Source organism: Pirellula sp. SH-Sr6A (assembly GCF_001610875.1).
Lineage (GTDB): Bacteria > Planctomycetota > Planctomycetia > Pirellulales > Pirellulaceae > JBKCUI01.
In genome coordinates, this window is record NZ_CP011272.1 from 6,488,288 (window position 1) to 6,502,490 (window position 14,203).

General features: G+C 53.6%; 10 protein-coding genes. 6 read left to right on the forward strand and 4 right to left on the reverse strand.

The annotated features are described in order from the left end of the window. Positions 1–569: 569 nt before the first annotated feature. Positions 570–3,524, reverse strand: a complete 2,955-nt coding sequence (gene uvrA, locus VN12_RS25405; RefSeq protein WP_146679697.1) for an excinuclease ABC subunit UvrA — start codon at positions 3,522–3,524, stop codon at positions 570–572. Positions 3,525–3,765: 241 nt separating this feature from the next. Between uvrA and VN12_RS25410 the strand changes: the two genes are divergently transcribed. The 5 genes from VN12_RS25410 (at position 3,766) to VN12_RS25430 (ending at position 11,719) form a co-directional block, all read left to right on the forward strand. Beyond that, a complete protein-coding gene (locus tag VN12_RS25410; RefSeq protein WP_146679698.1) occupies positions 3,766–4,341 on the forward strand; it encodes a PH domain-containing protein in 576 nt (191 codons plus the stop codon). 30 nt (positions 4,342–4,371) lie between these two features. Further along, on the forward strand, positions 4,372–5,664 hold the full coding sequence (locus VN12_RS25415; RefSeq protein ID WP_146679699.1) for a TMEM143 family protein: 1,293 nt from the start codon (positions 4,372–4,374) through the stop codon (positions 5,662–5,664). Between the two features lie 119 nt (positions 5,665–5,783). Next, complete coding sequence (locus tag VN12_RS25420; RefSeq protein ID WP_146679700.1) at positions 5,784–8,927, forward strand: DUF2309 domain-containing protein; 3,144 nt, start codon at positions 5,784–5,786, stop codon at positions 8,925–8,927. Then, on the forward strand, positions 8,924–10,264 hold the full coding sequence (locus VN12_RS25425) for a proton-conducting transporter membrane subunit (RefSeq protein ID WP_240491262.1): 1,341 nt from the start codon (positions 8,924–8,926) through the stop codon (positions 10,262–10,264). Before VN12_RS25420 ends, VN12_RS25425 begins: the two co-directional genes overlap by 4 nt. A gap of 6 nt (positions 10,265–10,270) precedes the next feature. Then, positions 10,271–11,719, forward strand: coding sequence for a proton-conducting transporter membrane subunit (locus VN12_RS25430; RefSeq protein WP_146679701.1), 1,449 nt, complete (start codon positions 10,271–10,273; stop codon positions 11,717–11,719). A gap of 12 nt (positions 11,720–11,731) precedes the next feature. Here the strand turns inward: VN12_RS25430 and VN12_RS25435 are convergent, their stop codons facing one another. From VN12_RS25435 to VN12_RS25445, 3 genes are all read right to left on the reverse strand, one after another. Continuing rightward, positions 11,732–12,187, reverse strand: a complete 456-nt coding sequence (locus VN12_RS25435) for a hypothetical protein (RefSeq protein WP_146679702.1) — start codon at positions 12,185–12,187, stop codon at positions 11,732–11,734. Positions 12,188–12,488: 301 nt separating this feature from the next. After that, positions 12,489–12,815, reverse strand: coding sequence for an HU family DNA-binding protein (locus tag VN12_RS25440; RefSeq protein WP_146679703.1), 327 nt, complete (start codon positions 12,813–12,815; stop codon positions 12,489–12,491). A 173-nt stretch (positions 12,816–12,988) separates the two neighbouring features. After that, positions 12,989–13,351, reverse strand: a complete 363-nt coding sequence (locus tag VN12_RS25445) for a MazG-like family protein (protein WP_146679704.1) — start codon at positions 13,349–13,351, stop codon at positions 12,989–12,991. Between the two features lie 117 nt (positions 13,352–13,468). Between VN12_RS25445 and VN12_RS25450 the strand changes: the two genes are divergently transcribed. After that, positions 13,469–14,071, forward strand: a complete 603-nt coding sequence (locus VN12_RS25450) for a peroxiredoxin (RefSeq protein WP_146679705.1) — start codon at positions 13,469–13,471, stop codon at positions 14,069–14,071. The last annotated feature ends 132 nt before the right edge of the window (positions 14,072–14,203 follow it).

Consider the following 14,203-nt stretch of genomic DNA (forward strand, 5'->3'; position numbering starts at 1 on the left):
TAGCGAATTGATCGGTTGACTTGGGGCTTCTTCAATGAGGGACAATAGATGAGCAATCCGTACCAAGCCACCGCCACCGTGCATACGCCTCTTAGGGAAAGCGGGATATCTACGTTTTTGATAGGTGCTCGCAACGGTTTTTTATGGTCACTACTGGTTGCTGTACCAGCGGCAGTAACAATTTATGATCACAATATAATGTCGAGCTCCAACTCATTTGATCCCGACACATTCGCGCCAAAACGGATTCCCCTCACGAACTCGCATCGTGTCTCTGCTTCGATTCGAGCGGGGACAACGGTGTTGTTCTATGTCATTCTTCCATGGACCGTGTGTGCTGGCATGTCTCATCTAACCCACTGGTCGCAGTCGCGTCGCAATCGTGCTGAATAAGGTGTGGTAAACGCGGAAATTTCCACGATTCCTTGCACGGATGGCCTGGAAGATTTGGACCTATTTGGGCACCCAAAGGAGAAATACCAATTCTCCATTCGCGTGTTGCTCTTCGTGGTGATGTCGATCGCAATGGTGGTGAAGGGATTCGCTCGCAGGCCCTGGTGCTGGCCGTATTACGAGTGATTCCCGCGAACGGACTGCCGAACGACTTGCCCACCGTCGGGGCCCGCACCCGGCCCTAGTTCGATGACGAAGTCGGCGGCATCGATCAGTTGCTGGTTGTGTTCGATCACGACCAGTGTGTGTCCTTTCTCGAGCAAGATATCAAAGCAATCGAGGAGTCGATCGATATCGACAAAGTGCAAGCCGGTAGTCGGTTCATCCATCGCGATCAGCTCACCCCGTTTGGATCGATTCGTTTCCGAAAGGATGGTCGCCAATTTCAGTCGCATCGATTCGCCTGCGGAGAGCGTCGATAGGTTTTGACCTAAAGGAAGGTAATCGAGGCCGATATCGATCAGAAGTTGCAAGCGGCTTTGAATTTCAGTTTCGCCGCGAAAGAAATCGGATGCAGTGGAAACGCTCATCTGAAGCACATCGTGAATGTTGCGATCTCGATACGTCACGTCGAGTACTTCCGGTTTGAATCGCTTTCCGAGACAGTCGGGGCATGGGAGAGCGACATCCGCCATGAACTGCATCTCAACCGTGATGCATCCTAAACCTTCGCAGTGTTCACATCGCCCTGACTCGCTGTTGAAGGAAAAGTGGCTCGCGCTCCATTTTCGACTCTTTGCATCCGGCGTATCCGCAAATGCATTTCGGATCGCGTCCATTGCTTTGCAATACGTCGCAGGGGTCGATCGCGACGAGCGAGGGATTGGGCTTTGGTCGAGCGACCGAAATCCGCCCAGCGATTTCACTCCTGTAACAGACTGAAAAGGCAAAGGGATGGGACCTTCTTTTCCCGCAGCTTTTGAGCATGCGGGGAGGAGCGTATCCAAAATAAGCGTACTCTTTCCCGATCCGCTCGGTCCGGTGATGACCGTGAAGCATCCGAGGGGGATTTCGATATCGATGCCTTGGAGATTGCGCCCCGCTGCACCCGAGAGTTTGATGAACTTTTCGCCCGATCTTCGGATGGAACGCCTGGGTTTTTCCCCACGAAGGTACTTGCCCGTGACACTGTCCGATTGCATCAATGCCTCGGGCGCTCCGTCAAAGACGACTTCTCCTCCGAACTCACCGGCTCCTGGCCCGATTTCGAGGATGCGGTCGGCCAGCTTCATCATGGAGGGTTCGTGCTCTACGAGGATGACCGTATTCCCTCGATCGCGGATCTTGAGAATCGCTTGGGCGACTCGATCCACATCGGCGGTGTGCAATCCGACGGTCGGTTCGTCAAAGACGTAGAGCATGTCGACCAAGCTGGAACCGAGGAGGGTTGTGAGATTAACTCGTTGGCTCTCGCCGCTGCTAAGAGTGTGGAGCGGCCGGTCCAAGGAGAGATAGCCCAAACCAACGTCTTGAAGGTATTCCAGACGCGAAAGGACTTGTCGAACTGGTTCGGATGCGTTGTATTGAGCTTGTTCCTCGGCCGCGAGCCAAAAGTTCGATGGCGTATCGGACGAGAAATGGTCTTCGTGGGCGGTTTGAATCGATCGGGATTGGGTTGATTCGCGGATCAATTGCGCGAGGCGGTTGATCGAAAGAGAGCAGAGGTCGGCGAAGGAGCAATCCGCCAATCGGTAGGCGAGTGCTTCATGGCTCAATCGTTTCCCTTCGCAGCTTTTGCAGGTGGAATAGGTGCGCCATCGCGACAAGAAGACTCGGACGTGCATCTTGTACTTTTTCTTTTCGAGCCAAGCGAAGAATCCTTTCAATCCACCGAAGCGATGGGATGGGACACCTTCCTCGATATGGCGCCACTGAGCCTTGGTGAGTTTGGACACCGGGACATCCGTTGGGATTCCCACATCGGGGGCGAGCGCCAAGAGTTCTTGGAGCTCATGCGAATAGGATGGGGTGTTCCATGGAGCGATTGCACCGTCTCGCAGACTCAGTGTTTTGTTCGGTACGACCTTGTTTGGGTCGATAGCGATCGTTTCGCCAAATCCTTCGCATTCTCGGCAAGCGCCCAGGGGATGATTGAAATTGAAGAGACTGGGTTCTGCCGCGGGATAATCGATGTTGCATGGAACACATCGCAGCACCGGAGAGAATGCTAGGCGGTCGAAGGACTTTCCATCGATCGTTTCTGTGCCCGATTCGCTTTCTAGAAAGACGATCCCGATGGAATCATCATGCAACGCCGCTTGATCCATGCACACGCCGAGGGACTGTAGCCAGCGTTCTTCCCGAGTTCCCGTCCACGAGAGTCGATCTACAATCACGGTCGCGCGTTGGACGTTTTTGAATTGCTCGACAAGCTCAGCGCGATCCGAGCTCCCTAAGTTGACCGTAGAATTTTGGACAACAAGGCGAACGAATCCACTCGACTGAAGGTCGGCGAGGAGCATGGCAAGTTCATCGGTCGACTTCCAGGCGATCTCGAATCCCACCATTGCGCGTCCTGATGTGCGGGTGCTCAACACGTCGAGGATGGTATTTGGCGAATGGGCTTGAACAGGTTGACCGCATTGGGGGCAGAACAGCGAAGCGGTCTTAGAGAAGACGTTTCGAAGGTATTCCAGAATCTCGCTAGCAGTGCCCACCGTGCTCCGATTGTTTCGAGCGCGCGAGTCGCGGGTCACGGCGATGGAAGGGGGAAGCGGTTCGAGGCTGTCGAAGCTAGGTTTGTCCAGTCGTTGTAGAAACTGCCGAGTGTAGGCAGAGAAACTCTCGATGTAGCGGCGTTGGCCTTCCGCGTAGAGGGTATCGAACGCCAAGCTCGATTTGCCGCTCCCGCTCACCCCGCAAAGCACTGTCAGTTGTCGGAGCGGGAAATCGATATTTAGCGACTTCAGATTGTGTTGGCACGCTCCTCGCAGGTGGATGGCAGGTCCGCCCATGCTCGTTCGCAGCGCAATGGTCGCGGGGTTACTTGCCTCAAGGATGCTCGTCCCGGAGGCGTCGTACGAGGAAACGGATGGAGAAGAGGAATTCGAGGACCGCGATTTCTTTGCCATAGTGATAGAGCTTAGGCGCGGCGTTTGGAAATGACTAGTGCAACGTTGAGGGCGTCATCCGCAGCCGCTATACTTCGCAGACCGCGGTTGGACCGCGCGCCAACCTGGAATAAGCCCGCTCGAATCCTGTTTGTTTTCGAATCGGTGACCAAGAACAGGCAAAGCCGTGCGAATACGCGAAAAATTGCGCGTTGGCGACATGAATGGGATGAAACTGGCCTTGCATGAATAGGATGCCGAAATGAGCTCTCCGGAAGAAACCACCCCTGCACAGAGATTTGCGAAAGCAGCGCCGGCTTATGACCCCAGCAAGGACGTTGAGGAAAAGCTATGGTCGGGCGGGTACTCTCCGCGCGCGATGATTGGAGCGTGGATTGGATGTTTGGTTGCTTCCGGACTGTTGATTGCGACTGCCATCTTTTTGCCGAGTGTCATGGAGCAAGTGGATCGACGAGTCATTTGGGGGATCGCGTTGGTGGGGATCGTCGCGATTTGGGGTTATGCAGCTCTCACCTATCTTTACAGGCGGTTTAGTGTTCACTACGAATTGACCAGTCAGCGTTTCATCCACAAGCATGGTTTGCTGGTGCGAACCACCGATCGCATTGAACTGATCGACATCGACGACGTCGCGTATAGCCAAGGAATCGTGGAGAGAATGCTAAACGTCGGGGCGATCAAGATTCTAAGCACCGACCTATCCCACGCCTCGTTGCGGATGATTGGAATCGAGGAAGTGGGACGGGTCGCTGGCTTGATCGACGACGCACGTCGAAAGGAACGAAGGAAGCGAGCGCTTCACATCGAGACGACTTAAAAGCATCCGTCCTTCGATGAAAGCCGAACCATGCCGAGAACTTGGTTGCCAACTGTATGGATACCCAAGAGTTGGAGGTCGGTGAAATTCAAAATGCCACCCGAGCATTGGGGGCGGGAGCATTATCTTCCTTTCACACCCAATGCGCTCGTCGATTCCCTTTTGAGAGACTTTCCGCTCTCCGCTCCTGAGCAGACTCCATTTCGCTCATTGGTCGAGCAGATCAAGAGAAACATCAGCCTCGCGTATCACTCCCATCACGAGGTGTTATCGGATCTCTATCAACGCTACGATCCGGATCGCGATTTCTCCGACCGGGTATTGCGAGGGGAGGGGACAGGAGTCGAGGGAGAATTTCCTGATACCGAATGGAAATTGGGATCTTGTGGAGGGCTGACTGACCGGGAGGCTTCGCGCGAGTTGTTTTCCGAAATAGCGGCTTCGCTGGGACATGCCAATTACCGACGACTTTCGCCGCGTGAGATTCAGAATGCTATTGGGGTAGCCAGTCATTGGGGCGTTCGGCTTCATATCCGATTCTCTTCCTTCCGCAAGTTGGAGGTGTACGGGCGGGGAGATATTGTCACGCGAAGATCGTTTCGAAGTTGGAGACATTTCTTCCGACTGGTCGATCGAGACGTACCCATTTATCAACGATTGGTTGTCGTCTTTCGTCCAAGGGAGATGCAGACCTTTCCAGAACCGCTCGATCCCAATCGGGTGCACATTCGAATGTTTAAAAACGTTCCCAAGGCGGATATCGACATGATGCTTCCTGGAACGCAGATTCGATTGAGTTGGCTAGACACGGGCAAGATTGGTATCCCAACCTTGTGGGGGATTGCAATGATGACTAGCAAGCTCGCTAAGAGCCTTTGGATCCTGGCGTTGTTTAGCACGCTCAAGCTGCTGTCCTCCTTTTTTCTGGTAGTCGCCGTCTTGGTGGCGACTTTGTTCTACGGCATCAAGTCGATCTTTTCGTACACGACCACCAAACGTCGGTATCAGCTGAATATCACCAGAAGTCTTTATTACCAAAACTTGGACAACAATCTGGGGGCTTTGCTTCGAATTGAGGAGGAAGCCGAGCAGCAAGAGATTTGCGAGGCCATTCTGGGATGCTTCGTTCTGTTCCGTAGCTCTCAGCCCATGACGCTGGAGGAAATCGATCGGCAGGCAGAAGCGATTTTAATGCGGCTGACGGGGGTCGATATCGATTTCGATGTAAGAGATAGCATGCGCGATTTAGCGAAGTGCGGTGTTGTTGCGATTCAGGAAACCGGCTGGCAACTTGTCTCTCCTGTGGGTGAGTGCGGTATCTAGTTTGCATTGAACCGATCGATGGTTTTCAAAAGAAATCATCGTTGACTTTAGGTAGGACCGCTCACGAGAACGGTGCGACAGAGCTAAAATAGACGGATCGCTTGTTCGTCTTTTTTCTTGTGGGTTCTATTTTGGCGGATGACTTCGATTGGGAGCGGATTGGGATGGCGGTGGAGCATGGGCTTCATGTGCTTCCTGCACAGGGCCCGATCGCGGTGTTCGTGCATCACAACACGCTTCATGCGTTCGAGCATTTACCATTCGACGAAGCGGTGGTGGCTGGTGTCAAGAAATACGGGGCGCATCCGTACTGGCCCGAAAGCCGGTACCGGAACAAAGTAGAGTGGGGCAGGATCTCGGTATCGGATCTAGAGAAAGAGTTGCTCCACGATTTGGGAGAGGCAGCGCACGAGTCCGTTGCCCCCGAAACGACTCGACTCCAGTTGCGGCTCGCCATGATGGCCAGACGGTTGCGTTTGGGACCCGACGAAGAGATTCGGTGGTCCTTGGCGGAGACGGATGCCATGGCCAAGTTTTTACCAGACGTTAGCGTTGCGGCCGCGAATCAGATGGTGCACGAGGTGCGGCACTGGATGCTTCGAGAATACACGTCCACTGAGAATGTTTCGAATGAGAGTTTAGCGCTACTTCTCCTGGATCTTTCGGAGGACTTTGAGTTCGATCGTCGAGCTTCCTGGACGGACGAAACCTGGACGAATTTTACTCTTCGCCTGCTTTACTCCGTGTGTCGCAAAGGGGCATCGCAGTGGTCCCGTCATGACGAGGATGGGGCGGTTCCCATACGCCAACGCGAGTTGCTACTCGATATCCTTCACGTCGATTGCGATGAGCCCGTACACGACTTTCTGATCCGATTCCTTTCCAACGCGCTGGATCAAGGGATCTCGCAGTGGCAGGGGAATTTTGGGCGCCCTGGATTATTCGGTCTGTTTCTAGATCTATATGGTTCCTCCTCCGATTTCGTCTTGGACCGGCTCGCGCCGCTTCGAGACATCGTGCGGCGCGAAGAGCACCGTGCGCGCACCGCTCGCGAGTCGATTGCAATTTCTTTGAGGGCACTCGGAGTTAAGGATGAAACCTTAGATGCGTACATCGAGAGCACACTTTTAGCCTTGCCCGGTTGGACGAGCATGGTTTGGCAGTTGGAATCCAATGCGGAGTGGACCCCTCGTCCGCTACCGAAAGGATCGTTGGAAGAGATGCTCGCCATCCGCTTGTTGTTAGACCGCGCTTCGATTGCGTATGCCCTCAGGCGTGATGCGCCAAAATTATGGATTGAGTCGCTCGGTTCCGATGTTTCCTTTCCCGCCCTTCAGGTCTTGGCGTCGAAGCATCAGCGAGAGGATCGGCCGAGCTCGACGCAGCAACAACGGGCGTTTCTTTTGTTTCAAATTGCACAGAGGCTGGGTTGGAATGCACTAGAACTAGCGGTGTTATCCGGAGCAGAATGGAAGAAAATCGTCAAAGAGGTTCTGCAATTCGGTTCGTTGAACAGGAGGCGGATCTATCATTCTGCTTTTGAGCGGCATTATCGAGAGGAACTGCTCGATGCGGTTTCGGAGATCACTAAGCTCTCGGTGGGGATGAGCCAGCGAAGTCCATTTTCTTTTCAAGTGATTACTTGCATCGATGATCGCGAAGAATCGCTTCGCAGGCATTTGGAAGAGATCGACGCGGGGATTGAAACCTTTGGGGCGGCCGGTTTCTTTGGGGTTCCCATGTACTTTCGATCCGTTTCGGATGCGCACTACATCCCTCTTTGTCCGGTCGTGATCAAGCCGAAGCATTTCGTCGATGAGGTAGCGCATGTCACCTACCAAGAGATGCAGCGTCGTCAAACCGAGGCCAGGAGAGTGCTTGGGAAAGCTTCGCATCAGATCCATCTGGGAAGCCGATCGCTTTTGGCTGGAACGTTAACCTCCTTTGCAGGGTCGATCGCCAGTATTCCGATGGTCGCCCGAGTGTTGGCGCCGCGCTTTACGGCTAAAGCGAAGGAGTTGCTGGGGGATGTCGTCAAAGGGAGGAAAGCGACGACCCTTTGCTTAGAGCGCATTCCGGCGGAAGGGGGGGGCGATGAATCTTCGTCGGTCCATCATGGATTTACAGACGTCGAAATGGCTGACGTGGTCGAACGGCTACTGGGAGATATAGGCCTCCAGACGTTCTCACCGTTGGTGGTTGTACTAGGTCACGGTTCATCGTCGTTGAACAATCCGCATGAGTCGGCTTACAACTGCGGAGCCTGCGGTGGAGGACGTGGCGGACCGAATGCCCGAGCCTTGGCGCAGATGGCAAACGAGCCGCGAGTTCGCCGTATCTTGCAAGGGAGGGGAGTTTCGATTCCTGAAGAAACTTGGTTCGTAGGAGGGTATCACAACACCTGCAATGACCATGTGGAGTTTTCGGATCTAGATCGTGTCCCGCCGACGCATCAGCGACCTTTGTGGGAGATACAGGAGAAACTCCGACAAGCTTGTGAACGCAATGCTTGGGAACGTTGCCGGCGTTTCACCAACGTGAAGCCTGATATCAGCCCCCACGAGGCGCTGCGTTATGTCGAAGAGCGATCGGAGGATTTGGCGCAAGCTCGCCCCGAGTACAACCATGCAACGAATGCCGCGTGTGTCGTGGGGAGACGTTCTCGCACGCGAGGGCTCTTCATGGATCGAAGAAGTTTCCTGACGTCTTACGATCCAACGTTGGACAACAGCGAGCACGACGTCCTACATAGACTGCTCAGCGCGGTGATTCCCGTGTGCGCAGGAATTAGCTTGGAGTATCTCTTCTCCACGATCGACAACTCCGTTTACGGATGCGGTTCTAAGCTTCCGCACAATATTGCGGGACTGATCGGAGTCATGGAGGGGGCGGCTAGCGATTTGCGCTGCGGTCTAAGTCAACAGATGGTTGAAATCCATGAGCCGATGCGCATCGTATTCGTCATCGAGGCAACGGAAGCGGCGTTTCGCTCGGTCATGCATCGAAATGAATCGATCGGGAGACTGGTTACGAACAACTGGATACAAGTCGCCTTGTTATCGCCGACGAGTTCTGAGTTGCTGCTCTATCAACAAGGTCGATTTGAGCCTTATCGACCTACGGGGCGACCACTACCTACCGCGAGCAGTTCGGGAAGTTGGTTCCACGGTTGGCGAGGCAATCTTGGTTTTTCACGCGTCGAGTATCCCATTGCGATGGAACCGAGAGGCGGCAACGCATTGGGACCGGGGGCGATGGGATGATGACTTGGTTGGATCTATTTGGCGTTCTGGTTGTTTTATGCCCATTGGTGACGTTGGGCTTCGTTGGGTTCACGGAGTTGTTTCAACGACCCATGTCGGAAGGTCATATTACACTTCTCACGAAAGCGAATTTGGTGACGGGGTTGATCGCATCGTTGGCGATATTGGCGTACATGTTGTTCACGGGGAACAGGCAGCTCATCGTCGACTGTGGAAACTTTGTCGTACTCGATGAAGAGCATTTTCATTTTCACATCAAATTTCTCTTTGACCGTCTTAGCATACCGATGGTGATTCTGTCGTATGTACTGGTCGGTGTGATCGGGGCCTTTGCATCGAAGTATCTGCACAACGATGCGGGGTTTCATAGGTTTTTCGTCGTTTTTGCGATGTTTCTCGTTGGGCTGTTGTTGGCTTTTTTGGCCGGAACCATCGAGACATTGTTTTTGGGTTGGGAGTTGGTTGGGCTCTCGTCGGCGTTGTTGATTGCGTACTTCCATGACCGCGTCGGACCGGTTCGCAATGGATTGTGGGTATGGACGATTTATCGTTTTGCAGATGCTGCGTTTCTCATGGCGGCAGTTGCCATGCACCACATGATTCGCGAGGGGGACTTTGCGGGGCTGATGGGTGCGGCGCCTTGGCCCGATGGAACGTCGGCATTGGATGGTTGGGACGCGCTTTTGGTCGGGAGTCTTCTGTTGGTCGCGGCGGCGGGCAAGTCAGGGTTGGTGCCATTTTCAGGTTGGCTACCCCGTGCGATGGAGGGGCCGACTCCTTCGAGTGCCGTTTTTTACGGTGCATTGTCGATTCATCTCGGAGCGTTCCTGCTACTACGAATGGGGCCTATATTGGACGACTCTCCACTGCTTCGAGCGATGGTGATTGTGCTGGGAGGTGCGACAGCACTTCTCGCCGCTCTCGTTTCACGCGTTCAAAGCGATGTAAAGTCGGCGTTGGCTTATGCCTCGGTGTGTCAGGTAGGAATCATTGTCGTGGAGATTGGACTGGGGCTTTGGTATTTGGCGTTAGCCCATATGATTGGGCACGCCTTCCTCCGTTCGCTGCAGCTTCTTCGAGCCCCGAATCTTTTGAGAGACTACAAGTCGATGGAAAACGCCATCGGCGGGCGGTTGGCTCACGGCTCCTTTGGGATCTTGCAAAGGTTACCCGTTCGCTGTCAGCAGATCTTTTTTCTCTTTGCGCTCGAGCGTGGTTACACCGACCAACTATTGTGGCGATGGATTGTGAATCCCTTTCTCGCTCTTTTTCGACAATTGGACCGATGGGAAACGCGTTGGGCGAAATTTCTATCCAACGATCGGGAGAGTTGGTAAGCGAACATGAATGGATTGCATTTCCCCTTTTTGGAAACGACGTTGCTCGTCCCCTTGGTGGGATGTCTTTTCCTGCTGGGTAAGCAGCCGAGGGAGTCGATTCGAAGAAAGTCATTGTGGATTGCGGGACTCACGCTTGTCTTTGCAATCGCGACTTGGTGGGACTTTGCCACGCTCCATGTGTTTGAGGCACATGATGAATGGAGTTTCGTTCGATGGTTGCTTGGAAAAGAGCTTCTCATCGTCGATGAGTTTAGCGCTCCCCTTTTGCCACTGACCGCATTGATCTTTCTATTCACGTTGACTGCCACGGTGGGGCATAAGGTCAGTACCTTTTCGTATCAGGGAGCGATTCTTTCCGAGGCCATTAGCCTAGCGGTTCTATCGACCAAGGATCCGGTGTGGGTTGTCGTGCTCCTCGTTGTACTAGGTTTTCCTGTTTTTTCGGAGCTTGCGAACCGCAAGCAGACGACGCGAGTATTCGCGCTCCATCACTTGCTGTTTGCAGTCAGTGCGTTGGCGGGATGTTTATTAACGTTGTCAAACAACTCGACTTGGATGGCTGTCGGATTAGGGTGTTTGACCGTTTCGATTGGATTGCGTTGCGGTTTGTTTCCATTTTCGGTTTGGATTCGAGATCTTATGCAAAGGTGCTCGTTTGGTAGCTCCCTGCTTTATCTATTACCAATGTTGGGGCCTTACGCTGCCGCACGGTTATTGCTTCCCGTTGCACCGGAGTGGATTTTTGCATTGATCGAGTGGTGGGCGATGGCAACCGCGATCTTTGCGGCTGGGATGGCGTTGGTGCAAGTCGATGCGAGAGCGTTTTTCGGGTATCTCCTGCTAAGCCATGTTTCGCTTGTGATGGTAGGGCTCGATGTGGCAACTCCCATCGCACTCACGGGTGCATTGAGTTTGTGGTTGTCAGCAGGGATTGCGATGTCCGGGTATGGAATCGTACTCCGGTGTGTCGAGGCGCGCATCGGACGATTGAGATTGGATCGCTACTACGGGCTTTATGAACACATGCCTACCTTTGCATGGTTTTATTTGTTATCTGGCCTCGCGAGCGTCGGATTTCCCTGCACGATCGGCTTCATCGCTTCCGAATTGCTGATCGAAGGCGCGGTGGATGCGACTCCGGTGTTGGGGATGGGAGTGGTACTCACGATGGCCTTGCAAGGGATTGCGATCATGAGCTCTTACTTTCGTATCTTTACCGGTGCGCGGCATATTTCATCTGTCTCCCTCTCGGTCTTGCCCGAGGAGCGAATCGCGATGATTTTCTTGACGCTCTTGATCTTGGGAGCCGGTGTGATTCCTCAGATTGGAGTCGGGACGCGGTATCGAGCGGCCGTCGACCTTCGCAACAGTTTGAGACTACCTGAAAAATCGATTGGGGAAGAGGATAACGATCCGGGGACGTCGCATACACCCGAATCCCCCCATCCTTAAGTGAGCGACTGTCTAGCTATTGAGCATGCACAGGAGCGCGAAGGTCCAGACTGCGGCCAAGACGACGAACAAACTGCAGACTGTAGTTACCCAGAAGCGATGGCTCAGGTGATTAGGAAACAGACGAGTCAGTTCGCGTGGATGGGTGGTGAGGAATTGATCTCGCGCATCTTCTTCTTCGAACAGAACCGCTTGTGCGGCCTCGAGAAGCCCGTACTGGATAGAGAACTCTAGAGCGCCGTGCAGAAAATGGCGCCTGCCAACAGGGTCCACCCCGATCGCTTCGAAGAACCAGATTTGTTTGCCGTAGGTGAGATCCGATTCCTCGGAGAAGTCCACGCATCGCAAATTTTCGACGCGAGACTGTTCTGGGCAGAAATCACGGCGAAGCAGGCAGCTGTGCGCATGTTCGGAAACAGTTTGCCAGATCTGGCGAGAGAATTGTGTGTTGTGCGCTTCCGGTGTCATGCCTCGATTCCTTCGATTACTGGCGTCCCTTACGCCATAGGGATGCTTCAACTTGCCTATCTGCTGCATTATAGAAGTGGAGCGAAGGGGCGGTGAGTGTGGGGAGATCAACTTTTACCGAAAATTCGGGAAATCGCAGAGTACACCTGGGGAGGGTGTGTTTCGTGTGGATGCATCGAAGAGATATCGATGTAGAAGAGGGGGCATCGAGGTTAGAAAAGCAAAACGGCCGGAATGCCTGGAGCATCACGACCGTTTTAAGGGTTTGGATCGCGGAGTGATCCTCATGCGACAGGTGGTACTAGACCATGTCTTTGAGTTTCTTGAGAGCGCGAACTTTCACGGTGGTCGAAGCGGGTTTGGGATCGGCCCACTTCATTTCACCGGTTTGTGGGTTTCGAACTTGTCGCTTTGGAAGAGCCTTTTTCTGATGGCGTAGGATCTTGCAAAGGTCGGGTATCACGAAGGCGCCAACGCCCTTCTTGCCGAGCGAAGTGGCGATTTCAGCCTTCAGGGCATCGAATACCTCTGCAATTTGTTTCTTGGATAGGCCGGTGGCTTCGGCGATGTTGGTGTAGATTTGGACTTTGGTGAGTGGCTTTTCTGCCTTGGCAGCTGCTTTTGCCATGTGACGAATCCCTTTCAAACGATCACTTTTCTAATCCATGTCCAACAGAGAACATGACTATTGGCTGAATTAAAGGATGCGGGGGGCAAAATGCAACTGGGATAAGGCCTTAAACCTATAAAAACACTGGAATTGATGCGATTTTGTCCAAAAAACATTGGATTTTCAGTGCTTCAGGGGGCCGGGAGCGGGTATTTCCGGGCATTTTTGACCATTTTTTCACGAAGCGAACTGGTGATGTCCAATTCCAGGACGCTGGCGAGTCGTAGAAGATACGAGAGGACATCGGAGAGTTCATCCGCGATCGCTATCTTGGCGGCTGGGTCTAACTGCTCCGCATCGGGATCAGCCCATTGAAAATGCTCCATCAATTCAGCGGCTTCGATGGCCACCGACATAGCCAAGGACTTTGGCCGATGGAACGTTTCCCACCTTCGGTCTGCAGCAAAGCGATCTATCCATCCTTTCAATTCCGCCACGGTGGTGATGGAGTCTTCGGTCGAGTCGTATGCAGTGGAAGCATGGTCAGTATGCATGGAGCGAAGCCTTGACGAAAGAGGGACAATAGCGAGCATATGGTTTGTCGTCGGGGCATAGCAGACGACTCGCATGAGCCCCAGATTAGAGCATCCCTATCGACGGAGAAATGGAAGATGGCAGTTCTCGTTACGAAACCAGCACCCGATTTCAAAGCTCAAGCCGTGATGAAGGACGGCACGTTCTCGGAAATTTCCCTCAGCCAATACAAGGGCAAGAAGTACGTCTTGTTGTTCTTCTATCCGCTCGACTTCACATTCGTCTGCCCCACCGAGATCATCGCGTTCTCCGATCGCGTTGCCGATTTCAACGCACTCGACGTCGAAGTCATCGGTGTATCGGTCGATAGCCATTACTCGCACTTGGCATGGCGAAATACCCCTCGAACCCAAGGTGGGATCGGGCAGATCGATTACCCGCTCGTCGCCGACTTGAACAAGCAAATCGCGCGAGATTACGACGTCTTGGTCAATGATGCCGTGGCGCTTCGAGGGCTTTTCTTGATCGATAAGAACGGCGTCGTGCGACATCAAGTCGTCAACGATCTTCCGCTCGGTCGCAGCGTCGACGAGGCATTGCGCATGGTCAAGGCCCTTCAGTTCTTCGAGAAGAACGGGGAAGTCTGCCCCGCGAACTGGCAAGAAGGAAAGCGATCGATCAAGCCGACGGTCCAGGATAGCAAGTCCTTCTTCGATGCCGAATACGCCGCAAAGGCGTAATCCGCTGTCGCCTTCGACACCGATCACCTAACCCGCAGAGATCGAACTGACCTGCGGGTTTTTTGTTGGGGTTCAAAGTCCCGCGAGGTCGCGAATTCTCGGCGATTGCGTTACAAACCTTGGGTGGACCCT

Excerpts from the sequence above, each read along its gene's own strand:
- uvrA (WP_146679697.1), bottom strand. The coding sequence starts at position 3,524 with ATGGCAAAGAAATCGCGGTCCTCGAATTCCTCTTCTCCATCCGTTTCC.
- VN12_RS25410 (WP_146679698.1), top strand. The coding sequence starts at position 3,766 with ATGAGCTCTCCGGAAGAAACCACCCCTGCACAGAGATTTGCGAAAGCA.
- VN12_RS25415 (WP_146679699.1), top strand. The coding sequence starts at position 4,372 with ATGCCGAGAACTTGGTTGCCAACTGTATGGATACCCAAGAGTTGGAGG.
- VN12_RS25425 (WP_240491262.1), top strand. The coding sequence starts at position 8,924 with ATGATGACTTGGTTGGATCTATTTGGCGTTCTGGTTGTTTTATGCCCA.
- VN12_RS25430 (WP_146679701.1), top strand. The coding sequence starts at position 10,271 with ATGAATGGATTGCATTTCCCCTTTTTGGAAACGACGTTGCTCGTCCCC.
- VN12_RS25435 (WP_146679702.1), bottom strand. The coding sequence starts at position 12,187 with ATGACACCGGAAGCGCACAACACACAATTCTCTCGCCAGATCTGGCAA.
- VN12_RS25440 (WP_146679703.1), bottom strand. The coding sequence starts at position 12,815 with ATGGCAAAAGCAGCTGCCAAGGCAGAAAAGCCACTCACCAAAGTCCAA.
- VN12_RS25445 (WP_146679704.1), bottom strand. The coding sequence starts at position 13,351 with ATGCATACTGACCATGCTTCCACTGCATACGACTCGACCGAAGACTCC.
- VN12_RS25450 (WP_146679705.1), top strand. The coding sequence starts at position 13,469 with ATGGCAGTTCTCGTTACGAAACCAGCACCCGATTTCAAAGCTCAAGCC.